Below are 26,067 nucleotides of genomic sequence, written 5' to 3'. Positions count from 1 at the left end.
TGGGCGAACCCCGACGATCTTGAACTATACCCCAATTCCAGGGGGAAGCTCGTTTAAAAGCGACTCGTGACCCGATTATGAGCCGATTTCTTCCAGAGATTCCCAGTTGTGGGACGCCGCCGTGGGATATCCTCAAAGTGTAGCTCCACCCTTCCCCCTCAACACACTCACCAGTTGAGTGCTTTCACCGACTCAACACAACCTCTTTCTAGGAGATGAGATGACCTTCAACCATGGTCACCCCAGGCGTTTCCCATATGGACTTCTGGGCGCAATCCCCATCCTGCTCCTCTCAGTGCTCTGGGTGGGATTGGCAGGCCTGCGCCCGGCCAGAGGACAGGCGGCCCTCTTCACAGCCGTCCTGCCCGTCCAGGAAGATGCGGCGGTCTACGCCAATACCCCCGATGCCAACTACGGCGCTGGCAGCCTGGGCGCTGGCCCCAACGTCCGCTCGTATCTTCGATTCGATCTGAGTTCGCTGCCGGCCAACGCCACCATCCAACAGGCGACCCTGCGGGTGAAGGCGGCCGAATCCAGCGACAACTTCGCCAGCGATGTCTCCATCGGCCGCGTCGATGGCGCCTGGTCTGAAATGACCGTGACCTGGAACTCCAGGCCGCCGGTCACCCCCGGAAGCAACAGCAGCACCGTGGTCTACCCTGGCAGCCCCTGGGTGGCGTGGGACGTGACGCCCCTGGTCCAGGCCTGGTTCAGCGGTGCCCAGACCAACTACGGGTTTGTCCTGGGCACCGGCCCGGACCAGCAACTGGTTCGCTTTCAGGCCCGAGAAAGCGGGATCCCTCCCGAACTGGTGGTCGATTTCACCATGCCCGAGGACGATGACCCCGACCGCCCCGTTCCTCAAGAGAACCCCTTCACCGATCTGGGCGACGCGCCCGATAGCAGCAACAACCACGGCCAGAACAACACGGCCTATCCCGGCACCCTGGGCCACTTCCCCACCGTCTATCAGAACACCCCTCCGGGACAACCCGCCGGCCCTCGCCACGTCAACGCCAGCATGGAAGCCATCCTGGGCGACGGCATCACCCGGGAGCGGGAAGCAGATGGCGGGCCGGACGCAGATGGCGTCAACAATATTCTGCGAGAACCGCCCCCCGGCGCCGGCGGCGTGGTCGACGTGGCCAACAACGACCGGGCCGATGACGGGTGGCGTAACCGCAGCGTGCCCATCCTGGACTGCCGCCGCACGACCCTGGTGGTGCGGGTACGCAAAGCGCCGGGCGCTCAGCTAGATCACATGCGCTTGAACGTCTGGTTTGACGGCAACCAGGATGGCGACTGGGAGGATACGGGCATCTGCCAGTTTGAAGATGGCCAGCAGGCCCGGGCCTACGAGTGGATCGTCCAGGACTACCTGGTAGACCTGAGCGCCATCCCGGCCGGTGCCAGCCAGAACATCACCGTGACGACTGTACTGGTCCACAACCCGGCGCCCAATCAGGAGGCCGACGGCCGTCATTGGATGCGCTTCACCCTCAGCGAGCAGGAGGCGCCCCGCAACCCCGACACCGACCTGGCCGACGGCCGCGGGCCCCACCCGGCTTCCGCCTTCGGCACCTACGCCTTTGGCGAAACTGAAGATCTGGTTTACCGCACCCTGCCCGAAGGCCAGCCGGGCACCCTGGAACTGCAGAAGGCCGTGACGGTGTCCTCCACCCCGGTCGCCTACGGCGATACCGTCACCTACACCATCCGTCTGAAACATCGGGGGGGCAGCGGCCCTGTCCAGGCGGAAATCCGGGACAGGCTACCCTATCCCCAGCACCTCTTGCCCCAGATGATCGGCGGCAACAGGCAGATGGTAAAAGTCACCGAGCGTTCTCCCGGCGTCAATCCCCTGAACGCCCGCGTGGAAGTTGGCCGAAACCTGACGACCAACGTGGTGGAGCAACGGATCCGCTGGAAGGGGACCCTGGCCCCGGACGCCGAAGTGGAGCTGAGCTTCCTGGTGCATGTGCATCCCGTATGCCGGAGGGGTGAAGGCACGGTGACCCTGGCCAACACGGCTTCCCTCCACGCCCCCGACGGCACCAGGCAGGATGAAAAGATGGTCCAGTTCGACGCGGCCTGCCCATCCTATAGCCTGGACGACATCGAAGTGGAGCAACAGGTGCTCACCGATGGAAATAGCGCCCCGGATGCCCAAAGCGCGGCCCTGGAGGCGCCGTCGGTCCCGCTCCTCTCCAGCTTGGATCAAGCATGGATGCGCAGCACCTTCACCAACCGATCCGGGAACCAGGTCACCCTGGGCATCTCCCTGAACTTCGAGGAAATCAAGGTAACGGGAGCGTCGACGGCGGCAACGGAACAGGCCCTCTGCCGTTCCCTCACCCTGCAGCCGGGCGAGAGCCGCGCCATCGACAGGGAGCTCAACATCATCGCCATCCTGATCGGGCTCCTGGAAGAGATCCCCGACGACCCGGCCCAGGAGGTCGAGCTGCGCAGCCGCCTGCGCTACACCCTGTTGCCCCCGGGGGAGAGCCTGGACTGTGCCCTGTTGGCGACCCTGGCGCCGGAGCAGGTGGGCGAACAGGTGCTGCCCCTCCGGGTGCGCCCGTGGGACCTGGGCGACGCGCCGGACAGCAGCAACCATGCCGCTGCGGCCATGACGGCTTACCCGGGCGTCCCGGCCAACTTCCCCACGGTCTTCGATGTGGCCACCGGCGCGCCAGAAGGTCCTCGCCACGCCCGGCCCCGACCCTTCCACCTGGGCCAACGGGTGGAGTTCGAGCCCGACGCGGACCTGGCACCCGCGCCCCGGAACATCAATCCGTCCACCAACACCGCTAACCGGGATCGCTACGACGACGGCATCAACCTGGGCAGCGTCAACTTCCAACACTGCCAGAACAGCACCTTCCAGGTGCGGGTCTTCATCCACGGCGCAGCCCAGGCGGCCCTGCTGGACAAGGGCATCGACACCGCCTACATCAACGCCTGGGTGGACGGCAACCGGGATGGCGACTGGGCCGATGTAGCCCAGTGCGATAACACCTCCGCGCCGGAACATATCGTCATCGACGCGCCTGTGGACATTGCCAGCCTGGTCCCCGGCGTCAACACCCTCACCGTTTCCACCAGCGGCCCCGTCCCCTGGCCGCCAGAGCAAGGAGAACAGCCCGCCTGGCTGCGGGTCATGCTCAGCGAGGAGAAATCGGTAAAGCTGACCGGCCAGCCCTACGGCGACGGACGTGGTCCTGCCTCCGGCTACCGGACCGGCGAGACCGAGGACTATCTGCTGCGGCCCCAGGGCCAGGGCGCCGACCCCGCGGTGGACGTACAGGTCCACTGGGAACCACTGCCCCTGGGCATGGATGCGGGCGCCGCAGGCGTGGACATGGCGGGGCGGAGCCGCCGGCTCACCCTGAAGATCGAGTACCACAACAACGGCTCTGAGGCGGCCCTGGACAACATCCTGACCATCACGCGGTCCGCGTCCCTCCAGAACGCGACCATCCTGGATGTGGTCAGCGTGCCCAACCTGGGGATCGACAAGAGCACCCCGAACCTGGACGCCATCGAGATAGGCGACCTGGAGCCAGGCGAAGGCGGAACGGTGCTGGTGTCGTGGAAGGTGGAGGAAGGAGAATCGGTCCAGGCCACCACACTCCAGAATCAGGTACAGATGGAGAGCCGCCAGAGCTTCGACGCAGACCCGTCCAACAATGGGCAGGCGTGGGAGATCCCCAGTCAGCGGCGTCTACCCACCCTGGGCTGGGCCATGCCCTGTGTGCCCTACGCCGGCCCAGGCCCCAGCGCGACCATCACATCGCAGAATGCCGCCACCCTTCGGGGCACCGCGGAGCCGGACAGCAGCCTGGTTCTCCTGCTGGAGCCCCTGGGCGACGAGGAGGAGCTGACGTCGGCCTCGGTCCGTGCCCAGGTGCCGTTGACGGCCCCGGTGCAGGTGGGGCCAACGGGCAGTTGGGTCTACCAGTTCGACAACCTGGCCAATGGCTCCTACCGGGTTGGCGTCCGCTACGGCAGTGGGGCCGGCATGTCCGGCGCCTGGCTACACGGCATGGGCACGGTGTGGGGGAGTCTGGTGGTGGATTCAAGCCTCCCGGTGGATCCCGCCTGTCTGGTCGCCACCGACGGGCAGGGGCGCTCCTTCCAGGAGGCCTCTGGCTTGAACCAGTTGGAGCCCTTTGGGCTGCCCCCCCTGCGCACGGGCCTTCCCTACACCCTGACAGCCCGGGTCACCCCGGGCCGGGAGAACGTACGCATGGCCCTGCTGCTGCCGGCCGTTCAACAGCTATTCTACTTCGAGGATCTGGGCAACGGCACCCTCCGGTGGAGCGGCTGCCTGACCTGCGTCGATTTCACGGCCGGTGCGGCCATCGCCAACAACCTGATCCAGTACTCCCTGGTGGTAGAAGAGGAGGGCCAGGAGAACGCCTACAGCGGGAACGTCATCGAAGCCAGCTCCGGCATAGTACGCGACGCCCTCACCGGCCAGCCCATGCCAGGGGCCACGGTCCAACTCCTGGTCCAGGTGCCCCTGTCCGAGGCTACCGGCTCGGTGTACGACGTCTGGAGCGGTGCCCAGCCCAATCCCCAGCAGACAGATGCCCAGGGTGGCTACCTGTTTGCCCCGCCGGCAGGCACCTACCGCCTCTACGTCACGGCGCCTGGCTATCAGCCATACCGAAGCGGGGACCTGGCGGTGGCCAACGGTGAGGTGATCGCCCAGGCCATTGCCCTGACGCCGGCCGTCCAGGAAGCGCCGGACGTGTGGGTGGCGGTGGGCGACGGCGGCTTCAACCCGGCGGTGCTCACCGTGCCCCCCGGCACCGTGGTGCGCTGGGTCAACGTGGGGAGCAGCGATCACAGCGTCGTCGGCAGCGGACTGGACAGCGGCTGGCTCAGCCCGGGCGAGAGCTACACCATCACAGCGGGCCAGGCGGGCACGTACCCGCTCCAGGACGGGGCCGATCCCTTCACCCAGGCCACCCTGGTGGTGGATGCGGAGGCCCCGGACCCGAGTACCCAATTCATCTTCCTGCCGGTCATCGCCCGGTAGCGGAAGGCCACATCCAGGGCGAGGCGGCGATCCGAACGGATCGCCGCCTCGTCGCTTGACATGCTTCGAGAGCTAATGAAAGGAATCGACCGTGGCAACCAGACGAAGTGTCCTTCTCGCGCGGCGCATGGCCTGTGCTGCCCTGGGGGGAGCCCTGGCCGTTCTGCTGTTGACGGCCCTGCAGACAACCCTGGCCCGGGCCGCCGTAGACGCGAGCGAGTGGTACGTGGACGGCGCCGGTAGCGACACCCACGACTGCCAGAGCCCGGCCACAGCCTGCGCCACAGTGGCCGCCGCGGTAAGCAAGGCCGGCCCCGGGGACGTGATCCACATCGCAGCCGGCGTCTACGACGCCAACCTGGACCTCCAAGAGATCACCCTCAGCGGCGCGGGCATGGACGCCACCATCCTGGACGGGGGGCAACGGGCCCGGGTGATCACCGCCACATTGGCCGTCACCTTGACCGACCTCACCGTGCGCAATGGCCGCACCACCGGCAGCAATCACGGCGGCGGCATCTTCAACTTCGGCGAGATGCTCCTGCAGCAGGTGCGGGTGGTGGACAACACCGCGGCTGGCTCCGGCGGCGGCGTTTACAACGGCAACCGCCTGGAGCTCCAGGAGAGCGAGATCCTCAGCAACACCGCGGACGAGCTGGGCGGCGGTGTGTACAACTTCAGTCATCCCAGCTTCACCCGCTACCTGACGGTGACCCAGAGCACTGTGGCCGGGAATCAGGCCGTGGCCGGTGGCGGCGTCTACAACAACGGGGCCGCGCACATCGCGGACGCCACCTTCCGGGAGAACCACGCCACCAGCCAGGGCGGCGGCGGGCTGGCCACTTCCACCGGCCCCGTGACGGTGATGCGCAGCACCTTCCACGGCAACCGGGCGGACAGCTACTACGGCGGCGGCATCCTCAACAACAGCAGCGTCATCACCCTGACCAACGTGACCATCAGCGACAACGAGGCGCAGACAGGGGGCGCCCTGGCCAACCTTTTCACCGACGCCACCACCCTGCTGGAGAGCAGCACAGTGGCCTACAATCGCTCCTCTGGCTCGGGGCTGGTGGTCTATGGCGGGATAGCGGCCAACACGGGCGCCACCACCATCCACAACAGCATCATCGCCCACAACGAAGGGCGCAACTGTCTGACCGGCGGCACCTGGACTTCTGCGGGCTACAACCTCTCCAGCGACCAGCGTTGCCAGTTGACCGCTGCCGGGGATTTGCAGAGCACGGATCCCCTGCTGGCGCCCCTGGGCGACTACAGTGGAAATACCTGGACCCACGCCCTGCTGCCGGACAGCGCCGCCCTGGACAACGGGGATCCCGCCGACTGCCCGACTACAGATCAGCGGGGTGTGGCCCGCCCAGTGGATGGAGACAACGACGGCACGGCCGTCTGCGACAAGGGGGCCTTTGAGCTGCGTAGCAGCCTGAGCGTGGCCGATGTCAGCGTGGACGAGGGAGACAGCGGCGCGGTCAGTGCGGTCTTCACCGTGACCCTGACGCCCACCTCCACCCAGACGGTCAGTGTGGCCTATGCCACCGCGGATGGCACGGCCACGGCCGGCAGCGACTACACGGCGGTCAGCGGCACGCTGGTCTTCAATCCTGGCGTGGCTGTCCAGACCATCGCCGTGCCCATCCTGGGGGACACGGCCGAGGAGCCGGACGAAACCTTCGTGGTGCGATTAAGCGCTCCCCAGAACGGCGATCTGTTGGACGGGGAAGCCACCGGCACCATCCTGGACGACGATGGCCTCTCCTCGTTGACCGTGCAGGATGTCAGCGTGGAAGAGGGCAACACCGGCTCGGTGAATGCGGATTTTGTGGTCTCCCTCTCCCCGGCCTCGCCCCACAGCGTCAGCGTGGATTACGCCACAGTGGATGGCACGGCCACGGCCGGCAACGACTACCTCGCGACGAGTGGCACGCTGGTCTTTGCCGCCGGCGAGACGGAGAAGACCATTTCCGTCTCCATATTGGGCGACGTGGTGGACGAAGCCGATGAAAGTTTCAGCCTGATCCTGAGCAACCCGACCGACAGCATCCTGGTGGATGGGCAGGCCGACGGCGTCATCCAGGACGACGACACCGCACAGGTACGGATGGGGGGGAGCGTCCAGGTGGTGGAGGGAAACGGCGGAAATACCCAGGCCGTGCTCACCGTCACCCTGACCACGCCCACGGCCTTCCCCGTCACCGTGGACTACGTCACCCAGAGCGCCTGCTGCGGTCCCACCTTCGCCACTCCCGACGAGGACTATCTGGCCGCCACCGGCACCCTGACCTTCACCCCGGGCCAGGTCCAGCAGCAGATCAGCGTGGCCATCCTGGGGGACCTGATCCACGAGGAGGACGAGACCTTCAGCGTGAACCTGCGCAACCCGGACCCGATTGCTGTCGGGACCAGCACTGCGTTTGTCACCATCCTGAATGACGACGCTTTCCGCATCTATCTGCCTCTGGTAACGCGGTGACGTGAGGGGCCAGGTCGTTATGGCAGGATAGATGGAAGATTCCGCGCAGACCCATTTGCCAAAAGGCCGGGCTGGCCGTAAAGTAGGGCCAAACTGCAACCGGAAGAAATGAAACCGGATGACTTACGGAGGCCCTATGACCGCGATGGATCCGATGGACCGCCAGACTGTGGCCCGGGAAGCGCAGCGAACCCTGGAACGCCTGTGGCCCCGGCTCTCCCAGGCCTTTGCCGACCAGGACCCGACCCTGTGGGACGAGTTCGCCGGCCGCCTGCGGACGCACTTCCCCGCCCTCTTCGAGCGGCTGGTCGCCCTGTACGGTCACCACTACGACTTTTTCTACCACCTGGAACAGCTCCTGGTGGAGGCGGGCCAGGCCTGGTTCACCCGGGACCCGGCCCTGCGGGCCCTGGACCGGCAGCGCCAGGCCGATCCCCGCTGGTTTCAGTCGGAAAAGATGCTGGGCGCGGTCTACTACGTGGACCTTTTCGCCGGCGACCTGCAGGGGCTGCGGAAGAAGATCCCCTACCTCCAGGAGCTGGGCGTCACTTACCTCCACCTGATGCCCCTCTTCCAGGCGCCCCAGCCGGAAAACGACGGCGGCTACGCCATCAGCGACTATCGCCAGGTGGATCCCCGCCTGGGGACCATGGCGGACCTGCAGGCCCTGGCGACAGAGCTGCGAGCGGCCAACATCAGCCTCTGTCTGGACTTCGTCTTCAACCACACGTCCGACGAACACCCCTGGGCCCTGCGCGCCCAGGCTGGAGATCCCGAGTTCCAGGCCTTCTACTTCATCTTCCCCGACCGCACCCTGCCCGACCAGTATGAGCGCCACCTGCGGGAGATCTTCCCAGACGAACACCCCGGCGCCTTCACCTATCGGCCCGAGATGAACGCCTGGGTATGGACCACCTTCCACACCTACCAGTGGGATCTGAACTACAGCAATCCCCAGGTCTTCCGGGCCATGGCCGGTGAAATGCTCTTCCTGGCCAATGTGGGCACGGAGATCCTCCGCCTGGACGCCCTGGCCTTCACCTGGAAGGAACTGGGCACCTCCTGTGAGAACCTGCCCAAGGCCCACACCCTGATCCAGGCCTTCAGCATCCTGGCCCGCATCGCCGCGCCTTCCCTCCTCTTCAAGTCCGAAGCCATCGTCCACCCCGACGAGGTGGTGAAGTACATCCGGCCGGACGAATGCCAGCTCTCCTACAACCCCTTGCTCATGGCCCTGCTCTGGAACAGCCTGGCCACCCGGGAGGTGCGCCTGCTCCGCCACGCCATGAGCTACCGCTTCCGCATCCCGGACGAGTGCGCCTGGGTCAACTACGTGCGCTGCCATGACGACATCGGCTGGACCTTTGACGACGGCGACGCGGCTGCCCTGGGCATCAACGGCTACGACCACCGGCGTTTCCTCAACGCCTTTTACACCGGACGCTTCCCCGGCAGCTTCGCCCGGGGGCTCCCCTTCCAGGAGAACCCCCGCACCGGCGACGCGCGCATCTCCGGCACCCTGGCCTCCCTGGCCGGCCTGGAACGGGCGCTCCACCTGGGCGACCCGGCGGAGATCGACCTGGCCATCCGCCGCATCCTGCTGCTCCACGCGGTGATCCTGGCCATCGGCGGCATCCCGCTGATCTACCTGGGCGATGAGATCGGGCTCCTCAACGACTACCGCTTTCGGGAAGACCCGGCCAAAGCCGACGACACCCGATGGGTCCATCGGCCGGCCATGGACTGGGAGAAAGCGGAGCGGCGCCGGGATCCGAACACGGTGGAGGGGCGAATCTACCAGGGGCTCCAGAAGCTGGTTCAGGTGCGTAAGGCCACCCCTGCCCTGGCCGGCCACGCCATGGAGGTGGTGGATATGGGCAACGACCACGTCTTCGCCTTCGTGCGGGCCAACGAGCATGGGCGCCTGCTGGCCATCCACAACTTCACGGAAAATCCCCAGCCACTTCCCAGCAACGGGATCCGTCTCCACGGCCTGGGCTACCACTTCCGGGATCTGGTCACGGGCCTTCCTCTGGAGCTGGCCACGGACGGCGAGCTGACCCTGGAGCCGTACCAGATCCTCTGGCTGGTCCCCCAGGCAGACGGCGAATCGGCTTCATAGCCGCCACTATAGAAGGGAGGGCTGCCCTGTCCCGTCGGGGCGAGCCGACAGCCTGGCCGCGGCCATCACCCTGGACCGAGCCGTCCACCATGCTCCAGGCCCTGGAAGCCTCTCCCCAACCACGTAGGCGGGGACGTCAACGGCGGCCTGCAGGACTGGCGTCGGTTCTGGCCGGGTCCAGAGCTGCGCTGGCGGGCTTGCGCCAGCGCAAAGATCGGCCATCTTCACCCCTGTAGACTGCAGACAGAACAGGTAGATCCAGGCTGTCGATCCCAAGGACCGCCCAGTTGCCAGGGGATCGGGAAGCTGGGAGACATCCATCGACCGCCCGTGGATCTATAATACGATCATTCAGACAGGAGGTGATACCATGGCCGCAACCATTGGACTCTTCTACGGTAGTACCGAGGGAGCCACGGCCGCCGCGGCAGAAATGATCAAAGAGGCCATCGAGGCCACCGGCCTGGCCACGGTGGAGATCCACGATGTGGGCTACACCGACTTGAAAGCCATGGAACAGTACGACTATCTCATCCTGGGCGTCTCCACCTGGGACATCGGCCAGCTCCAGGCCGACTGGGCGAGAAAGTTGCCCGAGATGGATCAGCTGGATCTTACCGGCAAAAAGGTGGCCCTCTTCGGCCTGGGCGATCAATACGGCTACCCAGATAGTTACGTGGACGCCATGGATGCCCTGGGCGAAAAGGTCATCCAGCGGGGCGGCGAGCTGGTGGGCTTCCGGCTGGTGGACGAAAGCTACGAATTCGAGTATTCCCGGGCCGTCATCGACGGCGTCTTCATCGGCCTGGCCCTGGACGAGGACAACCAGAGTGACTTGAGCCGGGAACGGATCCAGGAGTGGGTGCAGACGGTGCTGGAGGAGTTTGGACTGGCCGAGCCTGTGGCCGTGGCGTGACAGGAGACGGGAGGGCGTCCCAATTTTCGACTGCAAGTAGGGGCGCCCCCTCGTTCCAAAAGTTCAAACATTCTCCGGCCGGAGGAGAAGCGGGTAGCTCTGCATGAAACCGTGGCCGGCTTTGGGCCGATGATCGAAATCATCGGCTGGCACGCCCCAAGCGCGTTGACACGCACGCCACGGGGCGGATGGTGCCCGGCTTGAATCCGTTTTCAACGAATTTCCTGCCCCAGCGAGGCATTTCAATGCCTCGGCACCTGGCCAATGGACGTACCACGGTTGATTGTAGTCCTACCGAGAATCGTGGAAAAGGAGGAACCAGCCATGACCCTCAGAAGCGGCACGCAGATACCCAACTGGCCATTCACATCCCCTACAGGCGAGACAGTCGCCATGGAGGATTTCCGCCACCGGTGCAACCTGGTGGTCGCGCTGCTGGGTGCGGCCGACCAGCCGACGGTGGCCCCCATGTTGGACGCGCTGGCCGCCCGGGCCGGGGACCTGGCCTTCGAAGACGCCACCGCGCTGGCCGTGGTGCAGGGCTCCGCCGGCACAGCCGCCGCCCTCGCTGGCCGGGTGCCGGCAGAGGCGGCAGACCGGCTCCTGGTGGTGGCCGACACAGCCGGCCTGCTCCAGGACGAGCCCCCCACCCTCTACGTGGTGGACCGCTACGGCCAGATCTACGCGGTCCAGCCGCTGCCAACCGGCCCTGTGGATGCCGAGACAGCCGCCCACGCGGTGGAAGAGGCCGTGGGATGGCTGCGCTTCGTCAACCTCCAGTGCCCTGAATGCGGCGTGCCGGAGTGGCCGACAGCCTGAGAGCCGCCCCAGGCTTCAGCCCAGGGAACCAGCCGCCAGGCCGATGATGCCCCCCGCCAGCACCAGCCAGGCGGAGTTCAGCTTGAAACGAAAGAGCACCAGCGCCGCGGCCACCGCCAGCAGACCGGTTAGCCAGTCCACCACAGCCGCCTGGGCCAGCTGCCAGGTCACCCCGGCCATGAGCCCCAGCGCGGCCACGTTGATCCCATCCAGAAGCGCGGCGGTCCAGGGCGAACGGCGCATGGCCGGCACAATCTGGTTGAGCAGGGCCACGAAACAGAAGGCCGGCAGGAAGATCCCCACCGTGGCCACCACCGCGCCAGGCACCCCCGCCAGCACATAGCCCACGAAGGTGGCGGTGGTGAAGACCGGACCCGGCGTGAACTGGCCGATGGCCACCGCGTCCAGCAGTTGCTGGTCCGTCAGCCAGCCCAGCCGCAGCACCAGGTCGTTGCGCAGGAAGGCCAGCAACACGTAGCCGCTGCCGTAGAGGAGCGCGCCCACCTTGAGGAAGACCAGAAAGAGCTGATCCAGCCGCACCCCGGGAGCTCCCGAGGCGGCCTGGGCCAGCGCGGCCGGCAGCCCCAGGGGCAAGAGCGCCGGCGACACCCCGCGGCCAGCGGACATCTGCCATCGGGCCATCTGGATGCCGGCCACGGCCAACCCCAGCCCGAACAACACAGCCAGCTCGTTGACCCCCGCCAGGTACAGGCCCAGGGCCAGCGCGCCGGCCACCGCCAACAGGGGTCCCTTGATCGCGGTCTGCCCCAGCCGGATCAGGGCCTGCAGCACAATGGCGATGATCACCGGCTTGATGCCGTACATCAGCGCCAGCCCCTGGGGCGTCTGGCCGTAGCGGGTGTACGCCCAGGCCAGCACCCCCACGATGAGCGCTGCAGGCAGGATGAAGCAGGTGCCCGCCACCAGCAGCCCTCGCCAGCCCGCCCGGCTGTAGCCCACGTGGATGGCCATCTCCGTGGAGTTGGGGCCGGGCACCAGGTTGACCGCGCCGATCATGTCCAGAAAGTGCTGCTCGTCCAGCCAGCGGCGGCGCACCACCACCTCATCGTGCATCATGGCAATGTGGGCCGCCGGGCCGCCAAAGGCAGTGAAGCCCAGCCGGGTGAACAGTCGGGCCAGCTCGCCCAATCGTTGGGATGTGGTTTCCATGAGGGGTGCCCTGCAGGAAAGGTGGGTCGCCCTTGAGCGGTGCGACCCACCGGGTGAATTTGCCTGTCCGGACCAATCCTATCAATTCGCCTGACGAAAGGCAAAATGTCGGAACGGGTGTGGCACACCTGGCAGGTGCACCACACCCGTTCCGGCAACCCTCAACGGGCGATGACAGGCAGGAAGATCTGGTCGGAGAGGAGGGTCAGCCGTGCCGGTGACGACGTGGGGCCATTCGGCCCGGGATTGCGGACGGTGATGCCCACCTCGCCGCCCAGGGCCATCAACGCCGGCGTCACGGTGGCGCTGAGTTGGGTGCCGCCGACGTAGGTGGTGGGCAGGGGCGTCCCGCTCCACAGCACCGTGGCCCCATCCAGGAACTGCTGGCCGTCCACCGTCAGGGTCAGGCCGCTGCCGCCGGCCCGCGCGGTGGACGGGCTGAGGCCGGTGATGGTGGGCGTGGGGCTGCTCACCACGAAGGGCAGGGCATTGGAGACCAGATCCGCACCGTCCGGGTTGCGCACGGTGACGTCCACCGTGCCCGGCGCCGCGAGCTGGACCGCCGGCACGGTGGCGGTGACCACGCTGCTGCTGCCGAACTGGGTGCTCAGATCCATGCCGCCCCAGCGGACCACCGCGCCGTCCTGGAAGTTCTCGCCCTGGACCACCAGGGAGAGCTGGCCGCTGCCGGCCTCCGCGGCGTCCGGCTCCAGCCGGGTGAGCACCGGCAGGGTGCCTAGGGCGGCCAGGGCCCAGGTGTTGGGCTGGTTGTAGCCCGTGTCGTAGGGCCACTCGTAGTCATCCCCCTGGAACTGGACCCAGTAGTGGCCCAGGTTGAGGCTCACCAGGTGGTTCCAGCCGCCCAGCACATCGGCGTCGATGCGCAGCTCCGCGTGCCAGGCCGCGCTGGTGGCGCTGATGTGGGCCGCCAGCCCGCCCGGCCCGGGGCTGTTGAAGCCGCCGGCGCCGTCCCCGCTGTAGGTGTAGTGGCCGCCATCCTCCCCCACGAAGAATCCGTAGTCGTCGACCTGGGCCAGGCTGTCCCGGCTGTTGTTCACATCCACCCGCACACCGGCGAAGGCGATGGGCGAACCGCTGCCCCGGGCCATGTTGCTGAAACAGGCCCAGAGATGGCCGCTGCTGCGCAGGAGGGTGACCTGGGCCTGGGTGCCGTCGCCGTAGGGCGCCAGGGGCAGCTGGATTCCGGCGGCATAGGCCGGGTCGTCGCAGAAGCCGTCCAGGGTGGGCGCGCTCCCCAGGGGAATGCCCAGGGGGCGGATCTGGAAATTGACCTGGGCCGTGCCGGTGGCACCGTCGCTGTCGGTAGCCGTGAGCACGGCCTGGTAGCTGCCCGGCCCCAGGCCGTCCACGACGACCTCCTGGCCCGTGCCCACCGGCTGGCCGTTGAGGGTCCAGCTCAGGGCGCTGTCCGGCAGGCCGCCGTCCTCCACGTCCGTCGCCGCGCCCTGCAGGATGATGGGCTGGCCGGGCTGGAAGCTATCCCCCTCGGTGGGGGCAGCGATGAAGGCCTGGGGCCGGCGGTTGGTGACGGTGAAGCCGGCGGACTGGGCCAGGGTGGTATGGTAGCCGTCGCTGGCGGCCACCCGGATGCGGGCCTGATTGGGCAGGCTGGCAGGGATGGTCAATTCGCTCAGGGTGAGGCTCACCGTGTTGCTCTCCGGCGAGCCGGCCAGGTCGGTCAGCAGGGAGAACCAGGTAGCGCCATCATCGGGGCTGTACTGGACGTTGAAGAGCAGGGCATCGCCCGGGTCCGGGTCGGCGGCCTGCCACTGGAGGGTCAGGGTATCGCTGATGACCTCGCCGCCGGCCGGCTGCTGGACACTCACCGAGGGAAAGGTGAGGCCGGGCTCCCGGCTGTCCAGCACGGTGCCGTCCATGACCAGCTCCACCCGGGCCACCGAGGCATCCGGCGCGGGGAAGGTGAGGATGAACGCCTGGGTCTCGGTGTCATGGTCATCGCTCTCCAGCAGGGTGACCGGCTGGTCGGCCAGGACCGTGCCATCGGGCCCCAGCAGGCGGAGACGGATGTCCTCTGCCTGGCGGTCGGCTGCCTGCAGGCCGGCAGTGGCCTGCTGCCACTTCTCCAGCATCCCTGCGCTCATGGCCATGGTGGGGTAGACCCAGGCGTAGTTCAGGGTGCCGGTGGCCGTGGTGGGGTTGACGCCGCCGGTGACGAAGACCGCGGCCGCGGCGGTGCTCAGGTCTGCCTCGGGCAGGCTGGCGGCCGCGGTGCTTACCGTGTTGAAGATGGCCCGCCAGGTGTAGTCGCTGGTCCAGGGCGGGTCACAGTAGGACATGTAGTCGGCCGCGTCGTCGGGCTCGATGGGGGTGCGGGTCTTGGGGTCGAAGCCGTAGTAGCTGTCGGCGCCGGTGTTGGCGATCTGGTTGGTCGGGTAGGGGTAGCCGGGGTCAGGGCTGGCCGGCCCGCCGCAGTCCACATGGCGACGGCCCTGATTGTGGCCCAGCTCATGCCCCAGGGTGACGCCTGCGTCCGGCCAGTAGGGGCTGTTGGAGCTGGTAGGGGTGTGGGGCGGGAACTTGACCCAGGCCACGTTGTCGTTGCGATAGGCTGACCCCAGAACCGTGCCCCCGCCCTCGTTGGTGTTGGTGGAAGGGTGCACCATGCCCACGTAGTGGGTCTTGGCCCCGGCATTGTCGCAGGCATCGGGATCGTCGCTGAAGAAGTCCCGGATATTGAGGGAGGTGAGCACCTTCCAGGTGTCGTCGGGCAGTTCGTAGGGGCCGAAGCAAGGGTGCGGAAACGGCCCCCACCAGCAGACCTGGGTCTCGGCGATGTCCTCGGTCTGGTAGTAGGACCAGTAGCCGGGCGTGGGCCAGAGCCGCTCGGCCAGGTTCACCATGGGCCAGAAGTTGGGGTCACCGGTGGAGGCGTAGGGCGAGTGGGTGCGCACCGGGACATAGACGGTGCAGACCGGCGCCTTGCCGGTGAAGTTGACCGTGCGGGAGAGCTCGTTGTTGCCCAGGTTGGTGTCGCTGTAGATCTGTTGGGGATCCACCACCAGGCGCAGGGTGATGGTGCCGGCCGAACGCCAGCTGGACGGCAGGCGGAAAAGCCAGCCGTCGTCCAGGTTGGCCCGGTTGTAACCTGTGCCGGTGCTCAGGGGGCGGGCACCGTTCAGGGGCGCCAGGGGCGAGCCGGGCAGGGGGGAACCACCCCGGGTGCCGTGGAGCCGGGCCTCCACGTTGCGGGCCATGGGTCCGTTGAGTTGACGGGCATAGGCGCGCACATAGGTGCTGCGATCGGCTACCAGGGGCGCCTGGTTGGCCAGGTTCTGGATGGCCTGGGTCACTTCCAGGGCATCGGCAGCCAGATCCCGGGTGATGGCCGCGGCGTCCAGGGGCAGGCGGTAGATCCCGGAAGTCCCAGAGCCGAGCCGGGCGAAATAGAGGTAGGTGCTGTCGGCGAAAAGACGATAGTTGATGTCGGCCACGTTGGCCACGATCTCCTCGGCCGTGCCCCCCGAGGCAGGCATCCGTTTAATGCGGCCGTCGGATATTTCGCCGATCTGGGAAAAGCGTTCCGCGAAGAAAAGGTTGCCGCCCTGGACCACCGGCTGGTAAATGGACCAGGAGGCGCTGGGGGCGGTGTAGAGGGTCTGGTTCCTACACTCAATGCCCGGCGAGGGGGTGAGAACCAACTCACACGACCAACGCCGGATTTTATTGGGCGAGCTCTGTTCCACCCAGTAGATGGAGTAACTGCCCACCAGGCTTCCGATGGCGAAGTGGAGGTAGCGGCCGCCGTTGCTGCTGGCCAGCAACTGGCGGTCCGTGCAGGGGAAACTGCTACAGTCGATGGATGAAAGGCCGCTGGCGTCCAGGAAATAGACCAGGCCGTTTCTGACCAACACGTCCCCCGGGTTCAGCAGGTTGGAGACCACCGTCTCCAGCCCTCCGCTGCCGTCCTTGCGGGTGCGCAGGATGTCCCCGCGTAGCTGGCCACTGGAGATGTGGGCGTTGATCCAGTAGAGGTAGTCCCCGTCAATGGCGATGTCGCCTATGACAGGTCCCTGGGGGGTGACCAGCACCACCGTGGGCGGATCCCCGGGTGAGCCGCTGGGGCGAAACTCAAAACGACCCTCATCCTGGTCGTAGTAGTAGAGGCCGGTGTCATCCGCGGCCATGGAGATAAAAGTGTAACAGAAAGTAGGATTGGTGGTCGAGAGGGTACGCTGCAGCCCCCCGTAAACTGGTCGTCGCTTCAGGTAGGCATCTCCTCGAAACTCGCCGCCGTAGCAGCGGTAAGCCCAGTAGAGCTGGCCGCCGCCCAGGGTCCATTCGTTGAGGCTGTCGCTCACCAGGGGGACGGGCGTATCCGTGGGCGAAGCCCGCACAGGGGCGGTGGGGAGCAGCGGCAGGCCTGCCAGCGCCAGGGCCAACAACAGGCGCCAGAGATGCGAAAGGTCGATGCGTTTCATAGTCCCTCCTCTGTGTCATGAACGAAGCGGAGTCATGGGAGCGGTGATGTTCCCAGACTTGTGATTGCGACCATGGCATGCCGGGGGAAAACATGCAGTGCATTTATACACTACCTGCCTGTGAAGTGTTCCATAGACAGGAGCGGCAGGGAAAGCGGGGGGCGGAAAACGGAATGAGCGGAATGATACGCAAAGGGAGCGAAAAGCGGAGCGGGGTCGGAGGCCATCTGCCTCCGACCCCGCTCCGCGCCTGCCATCAGGCACGCTTCTCCGGAATGGGGGAAAAGGGGCTGATGCGGCGGATCTTTTCAATGATCCGGGCCCGCTCCGACTCGCTACGGGCTTCGGCGAGTCGGGCCTTCAGTTTTTTGAGTTTTTCCTTCCGGCGCCGTCGCCGCCGGATCTCTCGAAAACGTTCCGCACGGTTATGGGCCATATTCTTTCACCTCCTGACTGACATGCTCTGACAGACATGAACATCCATCTATTTTGATACACCGACTGGCCGAGAAAGCGCAAATCCAGTTTGGCCTGGGATGGGTGAAGGCTGCCCTTTCCGCCAGCCACGCGCCCGGTTCAGTGTCTGGCTCAGGGACCTCGTGTCACCAAAGGTAAAAAGATCTCCGTGGACGTGGCCTCCATCGTCTCGTAGCTCACCTGGATGCTATCCAGCACAGGTGTGTCCAACCCCAGGGTGGACGAAAAGAAAGCCCGGACCTGGAGTGCCTCTGCGGGCGGGTAGGTGAGGGCCGCCGGCGAACTGCTGTGGAACTCCCAGGGCGTCCAACCGGCCACGTCGTTGATCTGGGCCCGGGTGGCCAGCCTCAACGCCGTCCCCGCGGGCACAGTAGCGGTCCAGGACAGGGTCTGCCAGACGACGGCGGTACCTGGCGTGGCCATCCCCATGTAGCTCCCCTGGGGTGCGTACCGGTTCCCCGGGTAGGCTGTGGCGTAGATCTGGGGACCAGAACCGGTGCGGAAGTCCTGCCAGGCAACCACGGCCCGCCCGGCCTCGTTCACCGCCAGGGACGGCAGGCTATCCACGTCCACGGTGGACTGGCTGTTGATGCGACGGGGCAGGCTCCAGTGTTGGCCCTGGTCGTAGCTGGTGGCCACCAACACGTCCGAGGTGGCCACCTGGGAATCCGGGCTGTGGAGCCAGGCCACCAGAATGCGATCCGGGGCGGCCACGCCCAGGGAGGGCCCCTGGTAGAAGCCAAGGCCTGGGTTGACCAGGCGGTGAACGACCGTGGAATTCCACGTAACACCCTGATCGCCGCTGCGGGCCACCACCACTTGAAAATCGTAGGTGGCCGGACCGGTGGGCACCCGCTCTGCCCACGCCACATAGATGGAGCCGTCCGGCGCGACGGCCACATCCGAGGCAATGGCCCAGTCCATCGCCTCGTCGCTCAACTGCACGGCCGGGCTCCAACTCCCGGCAGCCCAGGTGCTGCCCGCAAGCCAGCGAGAGAAAAAGACGTGGCCGTAGCTCTCGGTGTTGGCCCGATTGTCGGTCCAGATGGCATAGAGGTTGCCGTCCGCGTCTGCCGCCAGCGCAGGGCCATACTGTTCGGTACCGGCAGGACCCTCACTCACAGGGATGGGGCTGCTCCAGGTGCTGTCGGTGTCCGGGTTGAAGCGGGCAATGACGATGTCGCCGGCGTCGCCAGCCTCATCCTCCCAGATGGCGTAGAGGGTTCCATCCACCGTGGCCAGGCGTGGCCAGTGCTGCCGGCCCGGCCCGTCAGTCACCACCCCCACCTGGTCCTCTGGCCAGGTGTCGCCGCCGTCCTGGCTCCAGGCGTAGTAGATATTGCCCTCGTCTGCGCCGGTACCTGGCTCCACCTGATGCCAGACCACCCACAGGGTATCGTCGGCGGCGCGAACAGCCAGGTCCGGGTTGTAGTGGTCCGGACATTCTGGAAAGGGGGATTCGTTGGGATCACAGTTATCGTGGACGAGGATGTCGGCAGACCAGGTGAGACCGTTGTCGGCACTGCTGGCCAGGAAGATATCCGGCGAGTGATCGGCCTGGCGCTCATCTGCCCACACCACCAGCCAGCGGCTATCCGCTTCGTACCAGACGGCCCGGGGCGAGAAGCGAGAGTCGGTCACATTGGCGTCGCTGACTCGCCCGTCCGGCATCCAGAGCTGGTCCAGCCGGGCCGTGCCCGCAGGCTCCAGGGCGACCCGGTCCAGTACCCCCTGGGCGAACTCTGCCTGGTTATCCACCGTCCAGAAGTGCGCCTGGGCTGGGATGGCGGCTTCTGCCGACGGAAGGAGGGTCGCGCCGCCTGGCGCAGGGGCCGCCCGAACCTGGTGGAGGGCCAGAATGAGGCCAACAGACAGCATACCTACGAATAGAACCAGGAGAGCCATGTAACGATTCAACTTCATTGTACACCTCCGCTGGACTGTGCTTTGGCCTATGCTTTGAAGAAAATTGTTGGCGCCGGCGGGAAGTGTCCCAACCGCCCTAACGCGTCTCCTCCTCCATTTTACCCACAGGACGACAAGGGGATTGCCGTCACGGCTGTCTTTTCGGCTCAAAATGGCTCAACCTGCACCGATGGCCTCACTTCGGTGGAAAGCGCCTCCCGGGTGCCTGCACTTCTGTCCTCCAAGGTTAGGCCCCCGTGATGTAGATGGGGTTGGAGAGGGCCCAACGCCATCCCCGCAGGTCCACCGGCGGCGCGTCCACCGGCAGCAGGGCCGGATCCATGTCGCCCACCACTTCGGCGCGCATGTAACGAGCCACAGGCAGGGACGCGTGCACGATGGCCTGCTCCTGGCGGATGGGCTGTTCCAGGGCCGGGCGTCCGTCGGCCACCAAGCGCAGGGTACGCCCCTGCCCGCCCCAAACTTCTACCGTGAAGTGGACGGGAGCCTCCCCACCCTGCCCGGGCAGGGACTGGCCCATGACTGCCACCTGTCCGCCGGCCTCCCCCCGCAGATCCAGCCGGGGGCCGTCCGGGGTGGCGCTGATACAACTGCGCCCGGCCACGATGGCGGACAGGATGCCGGCCACGTCGGGCTCATCCACCTGGACCCAGGTGGTGGGCTGGCCCAGGCGCAGGAAGTTCGTTTCTTTGTCCGCCGGGCAGTGGTAGTCACTGCCGCCCACCGCAGGGAGGCGACGCCCGGCTGCCAGCAGACGGTCCCACAAGGCCAGGCTTTCGGCATTGTGGTGGGGCCAGGGCCCCTGCCAGACCTCCATGGCCTGCACGGGCAGATCGGTGCTGTATTCCCAGGGAGGGCCGCCTGTTTTGGGGTGGTTGATGGAACAGACACCGCCGTGGGCATGGGCCAGCCGGATCACGGCCGCCATCTCCTGGTCGGTGCGGCAGCGAAAGTCGCACCAGCGGCTCGTCCCCCAGACGTTCATGTGCCCCCGGTAGGTGGTCACCTCCTGACCAGGGATCAGGATCAGGCGCTCGTCCGCCAGGGTCGGGAGGAAAGGGTGGTGGCTGACGGTGTTGTGGTCGGTGATGGCCAGGAAGTCCAGCCCCAGATCCCGGGCCCTGGCCACCAGTTGCTCCAGGGTGCCCCGGGCATCGCTGTGGACCGTGTGGCTCTGCAGGTCGCCCCGCAGCCACGTGGGGGCCGGCAGGGGCGGGAGGCGACGGGGCGCCAGTGATGGCGGAGCCGGGGCGGTGGCGTCCAGGGTGGGGTCCAGTTCGGCCTGAACGTGGACGTCCACGTGGGCGCCGGCCTCCCAGATGCGGTAGAGGCCCAGGATGATCTGGTATTCCCCCGGCGGCAGGGGGCCGGGCAGGTAGCCCGGCGTGGCCTCCTCCAGGCCGATGGTGAACTCCTGGCGGGCCGAGCCGCTCCAGCCCCGGAAGCCGGCCCCGCCGGGAAAGTCGTGTCCCCGGGGATCGAACAGGCCGATATCGATGACGTTGCCGCCGTGGACCTGGTCCGAGGAGATGGCCGCGGAGTAGCGATAGGCCACGTGGAGGCGGCGGGCCGGCTGGGGCAGCCGAAAGGGCAGATACACGTAGGGGCCGGCCGCCTGATCGGCCGGCGTCAGGTGGCGGGTCAGCTGGATATGGAAGTTCATGGTGACAGACTCCCAGGGCGATGGGTGGTTTGCAGATGGCGGTCAAAGGGCCGGGGGCCAGGCACAGGCAGTGTACAACAGAGAAGCAAGCAGTGGAAACCCAGAAGGGGAACTGGGCTACTCGCCCCTCGCCCACCAATGCATCGGGGCCGGGCGTCAACGCCCGGCCCCGACTTCTTCAGGAGAGAAGTATTGTCTGCTGGTTTCTTTATTCAGTGGGTGGCAGGAGGACCTTGTCGATGGCGTGGATGACGCCGTTGCTGGCCTCGATGTCGGCAGCGATCACGGTGGCATCGTTGATCATAACCTTGCCGTCGGACACGCTCACCGTGATGGGCGCACCGCTCACCGTCTCCACCTGCTGGCCGTCCAGAGCCATGGCGTCCGCCGCCATCACCTTGCCCGACACCACGTGGTAGAGCAGCACCTGGGTCAGGGCACCCGAGGGGTCTGCCAGCAGCGACTCCACCGTCCCCTCGGGCAGGGCGGCGAAAGCCTCATCCGTGGGAGCAAAGACCGTGAAGGGACCTTCACCTTTCAGGGTATCCACCAGCCCGGCTGCCTGCAGGGCCGTGACCAGGGTGGTGAAGTTCCCCGCCGCCACCGCCGTGTCCACGATATCCGCCATCTCCGGCCCTGTCTTCTCCGGCATGGCCTCCTCCGTCGGGGGGAGGAGGACCTTGTCGATGACGTGGATGACGCCGTTGCTGGCCTCCACGTCGGCTGCAATCACCGTGGCGTCGTTGATCATCACCGTCCCGTCAGAGACGCTCACCGTGATGGGCGCACCGCCCACCGTCTCCACCTGCTGGCCATCCAGACCCACCACGTCCGACGCCATCACCTTGCCCGACACCACGTGGTAGAGCAGCACCTCCGTCAACGCCCCCGACGGGTCCGCCAACAGCGATTCCACCGTCCCCTCGGGTAGCGCTGCAAAGGCCTCATCCGTGGGCGCAAAGACCGTGAACGGCCCCTCGCCCTTCAGCGTCTCCACCAGCCCCGCCGCATCCAGGGCCGCCGCCAGGGTGGTGAAGTTCCCCGCCGCCATCGCCGTGTCCACAATATCCGCCAGCTCCACCGACTCCTCAGCAGCGGGTGTCTCCGCAGGGGCCATAGGCGTGGCTGGTGGCGCGACCGGTGCGCAGGCCACCACCAGAAGGGCGACCAGACTCAGGGCAAGAAGGGTAAATCCTTTCATGGTTCTGACTCCTTTGGGTTTTGCATAGTGGTTTGTAGAACGGTCTCAAAGCAACTGGCCCAGGGAATTTGTGGTTCAATGTGCGAAGGTGGCTTGAACTCCCCAGCATGCTCTAACCATACCAGACAAATACTGTGCAAAAATGTTACAAATATTCCAATCCCTCCGTTTTATCCGGTTGATACCCCCTCCCATAATGTGATACAATAGAAAATATGGACACAACCTGGACAAAGCAATCGAGTGAAACGAGATGAAAGAGGAAACCATGGAGGCAGGGCCCCACGGAAGCGACGGCAAAAACCGGGTGCTGGTGACCGGCGCCACGGGTTACATCGGGAGTCGCCTGATCCCCCGGTTGCTGGAAGCGGGTTACACCGTGCGGGCCATGGGGCGAGAGATGGGACGGCTCCAGGGGCGCCCCTGGAGTCGTCAGGTGGAGCTGGTGGAAGGGGACGTGCTGAAGCCGGAGACGCTGCCCACAGCCCTGGCGGGAGTCCACACCGCCTACTACCTGATCCACAGCCTGGCCGGCGGCGATGACTTTCACCAGCGGGATCTGGAAGCGGCCCGACACTTTGGCGAAACGGCCCGCCGGGCCGGCGTCCAGCGCCTCATCTACCTGGGCGGACTGGGCGACCCAAGGGCCGACCTCTCCCGGCATCTGCGCTCCCGCCAGGAGACGGGGGATGCGTTGCGGGCGTCGGGCCTTCCGGTGACCGAATTCCGCGCCGCCATCATCGTGGGTTCCGGCAGCATCTCCTTTGAAATGATCCGCAACCTGACCGAACGCCTGCCGGTGATGATCGCACCCCGCTGGGTCTACACCCGCATCCAGCCTATCGCCGTGCGGGACGTCCTGGCCTACCTGGTGGCTGCGCTCACCACCCCGGCCAGCACGGGCCAGATGGTGGAAATCGGCGGGGCGGATGTGCTCACCTACGCGGACATGATGCGCCAATATGCGGAAGAGCGGGGCCTGCGCCGCCTCATCATCCCGGTCCCTGTCCTCACCCCCCGCCTCTCCGCCTACTGGGTCCACTGGATGACCCCCATCAGCGCGGCGGTGGCGCGCCCCCTGATCGAGGGGCTGCGCAACGAGGTGGTGGTCCGGGATGACAGGGCCCGGCGCCTGTTCCCCCAGATCCAGCCCATGACCTACCGGGAGGCCATCCGCCGGGCCCTGGCCCGCCTCCAGGCCGGGGACATCGAAAGCCGCTGGAGCGATGCCCTGGCCAGCAGCCGGGCCACACCGCCCCCGGTGCTGCTCACCATGCAGGAGGGGATGATCGTGGAGCGCCGCCAACTGGATGTGGACCTGCCGCCGGCGCTGCTCTTTCGCCGCATCACAGGGCTGGGCGGCGAACGGGGGTGGGCCTATTGGAACTGGGCCTGGCGGCTGCGGGGAGCATTGGATCGACTGGTGGGTGGGGTGGGTCTACGCCGGGGCCGACGAGATCCGCAAGCCGTGCGGGTGGGGGATACGGTGGATTTCTGGCGGGTGGAAGTGTTGGAGCCAGACCGTCGCCTGCGCCTGCGGGCAGAGATGCGCCTCCCCGGCCAGGCGTGGCTCCAGTTCGACCTGGAGCCCCTGGGCCCCGGGAGGACGCGGCTGGTACAGACGGCCTTCTTCGCGCCCAAGGGTCTGCCCGGCCTGCTCTACTGGTACGGCCTCTACCCGGCCCATGCCTTCATCTTTTCGGGCCTGATCCAGAGCCTGGCCCAGCCGGCCACCCCGGCGGAAGAGGTTTCACGCCAGGGATAAACCGGCCTTGGACCGATGATTTCAATCATCGGCTGGCACACCACAAGCGCGTTTCACCTCCAAGCACAAGGGCGGAGGCCTGGCCTCCGCCCTTGCTGGCAAAGATGGTTCGTCGATTGAATGGAAGTGACCGGCCTACTGCTCCAGGCTGATGGGTTCACCCGGATTCACCAACTGAACCGTCACCGGGCGGCCATTCTCGTAGCGCCAGATCTCGATGGGCGTGGCCACATCGCCGTTCTCGTCGAAGTCCTGGGAGCCGGCCGCGCCTTCGTAGTTGATGTCCTCGCCAGCGCTCAGCAGTTCCAGGGCCCGGCGCAGCCCATCCACACCGGCGCCCACCACTTCTCCCTCGGGGCCGGCCACGCTGCGCAGGTGATCCCGCACGGCCACGCCGGACAGCTCTTCCCCGGCCACCTGAGCCTCAAAGGCGGCCAGCGAGGCAATCACCACACCGTCATAGACGTTGGTCATGAAGGGCAGGGGCGGGACTTCGCCGTACTCAGCCTCATAGGCCTGGTTGAAGACGGTCAGGGAATCGGATTCCACCGAACCAGGGGCGGTGCCGTACATGCCTTCAATGGCCTCCGCGCCCACTGCCTCGGGAATATCCTTGTCCGACTTGGTGCCATCCACGAAGAGGAAGGTATCGAAGTAACCGCCTTCGATGGCTTCCCGCAGGTAGATGACGGCCTGCCGCGGGTAGCTGATGGCCACCAGGGCCTGGGCCTCATCGGACGCGGCCTGGCTCAGCTCCGCCTGGTAGCTGGGCGCTTCCTCGGCGATGGGCACAGAGGCGGCCACCGTGCCGCTGAAGCTGTTGCTGAAGGATTCAGCCAGCCCCTGGCCGTAGGCGTTGTCGATGTAGAAGATGGAGACCGTCTCATAGCCCAGGGCGGAGGCCACCTCGGCCAACACCGGCCCCTGGAGGGCGTCCGACGGGACGGTGCGGAAGAAGAAGTCGTTGTCGTTCAGGCTGGTCAACAGGGGCGAGGTGGAGGCGTAGGAGATCTGGGGGATCTGGTTGGGCACCGCCACCGACTCTGCCACAGCCTGGGACTGGCCGCTGCCGGCCGCGCCGATCAGGGCGTGGACCCCTTCGCTGACCAGCTGGTTGGCCACATCCACCGCGGGCTGGGGCGCGGTTTCCGTATCGGCGAAGACCAGCTCAATCTCATAGCCGGCCTCGGCCAGGTGCTTGCGGGCCAGCTCGGCCGCATTCTGGAAGGCCGGGCCAAACTCGGCCAGCGCACCGGTGAGGGGAATCAGGACGCCGATCTTCACCGGCTGGGCGGCAAAGATCTCGGCCGCCGCCTCCTCGGCGGGCGCCTCTTCAGTCGCCGCTTCTTCCGGGGTAGCCTCCTCCGCGGGGGTGGGTTCCTCGGTCGGCGCGGCCTCAGCCGGGGCCTCGGTGGGGGTGGGTTCCGCCGCCGGGGCCGTGGTGGGCGTCGGCGTCGGCTCCGCGCCGCCACCACACGCCGCCAGGATCAGGCTGAGGAGGAGCAACATGGTGACCAATAAGGACGTTCCTTTGCGCATGGATTCTCTCCTTGTGCCATTTCAAATATGCTTCAACGTAAGGTCGACTACGACAACCTGGCGCATGACTCTCTCAGACAACTGCAGTGGTTGGATGGGGTGGCCCTCCCGCGGGACGAGTTTGTCCTGCTGAGATGGGCGCTGTGGACCCGGACCAGGCCGGGCAAAGGTGATGTAAACAGCCAACATCCGCAAGTATAGAAAACGCGCCCACATTTGTCAACATGATCGGAAAATCGAAAAAAAGTGGTATAATCCCTGCCAGTGTGGACCAAACCCAGAAACGAGTAGATCCCGGCAGAAATTCGCCGATGGTTTCCACCAGAGGGAGTGCGCCCAGAGGACACCCGGAATTTCTGCCGTGGTATTTACGCCAGACTGTACGAGGACGAAGCGACCCAATTCATGTCTGCCACATCGCTGATCATCGGCCTGACCGGTAACATTGCCACCGGCAAGAGCACCGTCCTG

General features: G+C 66.4%; 13 protein-coding genes. 6 read left to right on the top strand and 7 right to left on the bottom strand.

The features are described 5' to 3' along the window. Positions 1 to 220: 220 nt before the first annotated feature. The 5 genes from FKZ61_RS24045 to FKZ61_RS16410 all read left to right on the top strand — a co-directional run bounded on the left by FKZ61_RS24045 (position 221) and on the right by FKZ61_RS16410 (position 11,395). Entirely contained in the window at positions 221 to 5,047 is a 4,827-nt protein-coding gene (locus FKZ61_RS24045; protein ID WP_141611224.1) for a DNRLRE domain-containing protein, read from the top strand. A gap of 91 nt (positions 5,048 to 5,138) precedes the next feature. Continuing rightward, on the top strand, positions 5,139 to 7,538 hold the full coding sequence (locus FKZ61_RS16425; RefSeq protein WP_141611223.1) for a Calx-beta domain-containing protein: 2,400 nt from the start codon (positions 5,139 to 5,141) through the stop codon (positions 7,536 to 7,538). A gap of 145 nt (positions 7,539 to 7,683) precedes the next feature. Next, positions 7,684 to 9,660 carry an amylosucrase gene (locus FKZ61_RS16420; protein WP_407659941.1) on the top strand — a complete coding sequence of 659 codons (1,977 nt, stop codon included), beginning with the start codon at positions 7,684 to 7,686 and terminating at the stop codon, positions 9,658 to 9,660. Between the two features lie 370 nt (positions 9,661 to 10,030). After that, positions 10,031 to 10,576 (top strand): flavodoxin, encoded by a 546-nt coding sequence (locus FKZ61_RS16415; protein WP_141611222.1) that lies wholly within the window; start codon positions 10,031 to 10,033, stop codon positions 10,574 to 10,576. Between the two features lie 324 nt (positions 10,577 to 10,900). Further along, complete coding sequence (locus FKZ61_RS16410; protein ID WP_141611221.1) at positions 10,901 to 11,395, top strand: TlpA family protein disulfide reductase; 495 nt, start codon at positions 10,901 to 10,903, stop codon at positions 11,393 to 11,395. 15 nt (positions 11,396 to 11,410) lie between these two features. Here FKZ61_RS16410 and chrA read toward each other — a convergent pair whose 3' ends face one another. The 6 genes from chrA to FKZ61_RS16380 form a co-directional block, all read right to left on the bottom strand. Next, positions 11,411 to 12,565 carry a chromate efflux transporter gene (chrA, locus tag FKZ61_RS16405; RefSeq protein WP_141611220.1) on the bottom strand — a complete coding sequence of 385 codons (1,155 nt, stop codon included), beginning with the start codon at positions 12,563 to 12,565 and terminating at the stop codon, positions 11,411 to 11,413. Between the two features lie 161 nt (positions 12,566 to 12,726). Next, positions 12,727 to 17,025 (bottom strand): IPT/TIG domain-containing protein, encoded by a 4,299-nt coding sequence (locus FKZ61_RS16400; RefSeq protein ID WP_141611219.1) that lies wholly within the window; start codon positions 17,023 to 17,025, stop codon positions 12,727 to 12,729. A gap of 256 nt (positions 17,026 to 17,281) precedes the next feature. Continuing rightward, positions 17,282 to 17,461 carry a DUF6800 family protein gene (locus tag FKZ61_RS16395; RefSeq protein ID WP_141611218.1) on the bottom strand — a complete coding sequence of 60 codons (180 nt, stop codon included), beginning with the start codon at positions 17,459 to 17,461 and terminating at the stop codon, positions 17,282 to 17,284. Positions 17,462 to 17,613: 152 nt separating this feature from the next. Continuing rightward, entirely contained in the window at positions 17,614 to 19,425 is a 1,812-nt protein-coding gene (locus FKZ61_RS16390; protein WP_141611217.1) for a sialidase family protein, read from the bottom strand. Between the two features lie 229 nt (positions 19,426 to 19,654). After that, positions 19,655 to 21,091: a CehA/McbA family metallohydrolase gene (locus tag FKZ61_RS16385; RefSeq protein ID WP_141611216.1), complete on the bottom strand. Its 1,437-nt coding sequence runs from the start codon at positions 21,089 to 21,091 to the stop codon at positions 19,655 to 19,657. Positions 21,092 to 21,299: 208 nt separating this feature from the next. After that, entirely contained in the window at positions 21,300 to 22,292 is a 993-nt protein-coding gene (locus tag FKZ61_RS16380) for a fasciclin domain-containing protein (RefSeq protein ID WP_141611215.1), read from the bottom strand. A gap of 253 nt (positions 22,293 to 22,545) precedes the next feature. Here FKZ61_RS16380 and FKZ61_RS16375 point away from each other — a divergent pair, with 253 nt between their 5' ends. After that, positions 22,546 to 24,057, top strand: a complete 1,512-nt coding sequence (locus FKZ61_RS16375) for an SDR family oxidoreductase (RefSeq protein WP_211358596.1) — start codon at positions 22,546 to 22,548, stop codon at positions 24,055 to 24,057. A 135-nt stretch (positions 24,058 to 24,192) separates the two neighbouring features. On the opposite strand, the gene FKZ61_RS16370 is transcribed toward FKZ61_RS16375, so the two are convergent. Beyond that, positions 24,193 to 25,596, bottom strand: a complete 1,404-nt coding sequence (locus tag FKZ61_RS16370) for an ABC transporter substrate-binding protein (RefSeq protein ID WP_141611214.1) — start codon at positions 25,594 to 25,596, stop codon at positions 24,193 to 24,195. Positions 25,597 to 26,067: the final 471 nt, after the last annotated feature.

The sequence above is a fragment of the Litorilinea aerophila genome (assembly GCF_006569185.2).
Classification (GTDB): Bacteria; Chloroflexota; Anaerolineae; order Caldilineales; family Caldilineaceae; genus Litorilinea; species Litorilinea aerophila.
The sequence above is the reverse complement of the archived record's forward strand: the minus strand, read 5'-3'. Positions and strand labels throughout refer to the sequence as shown.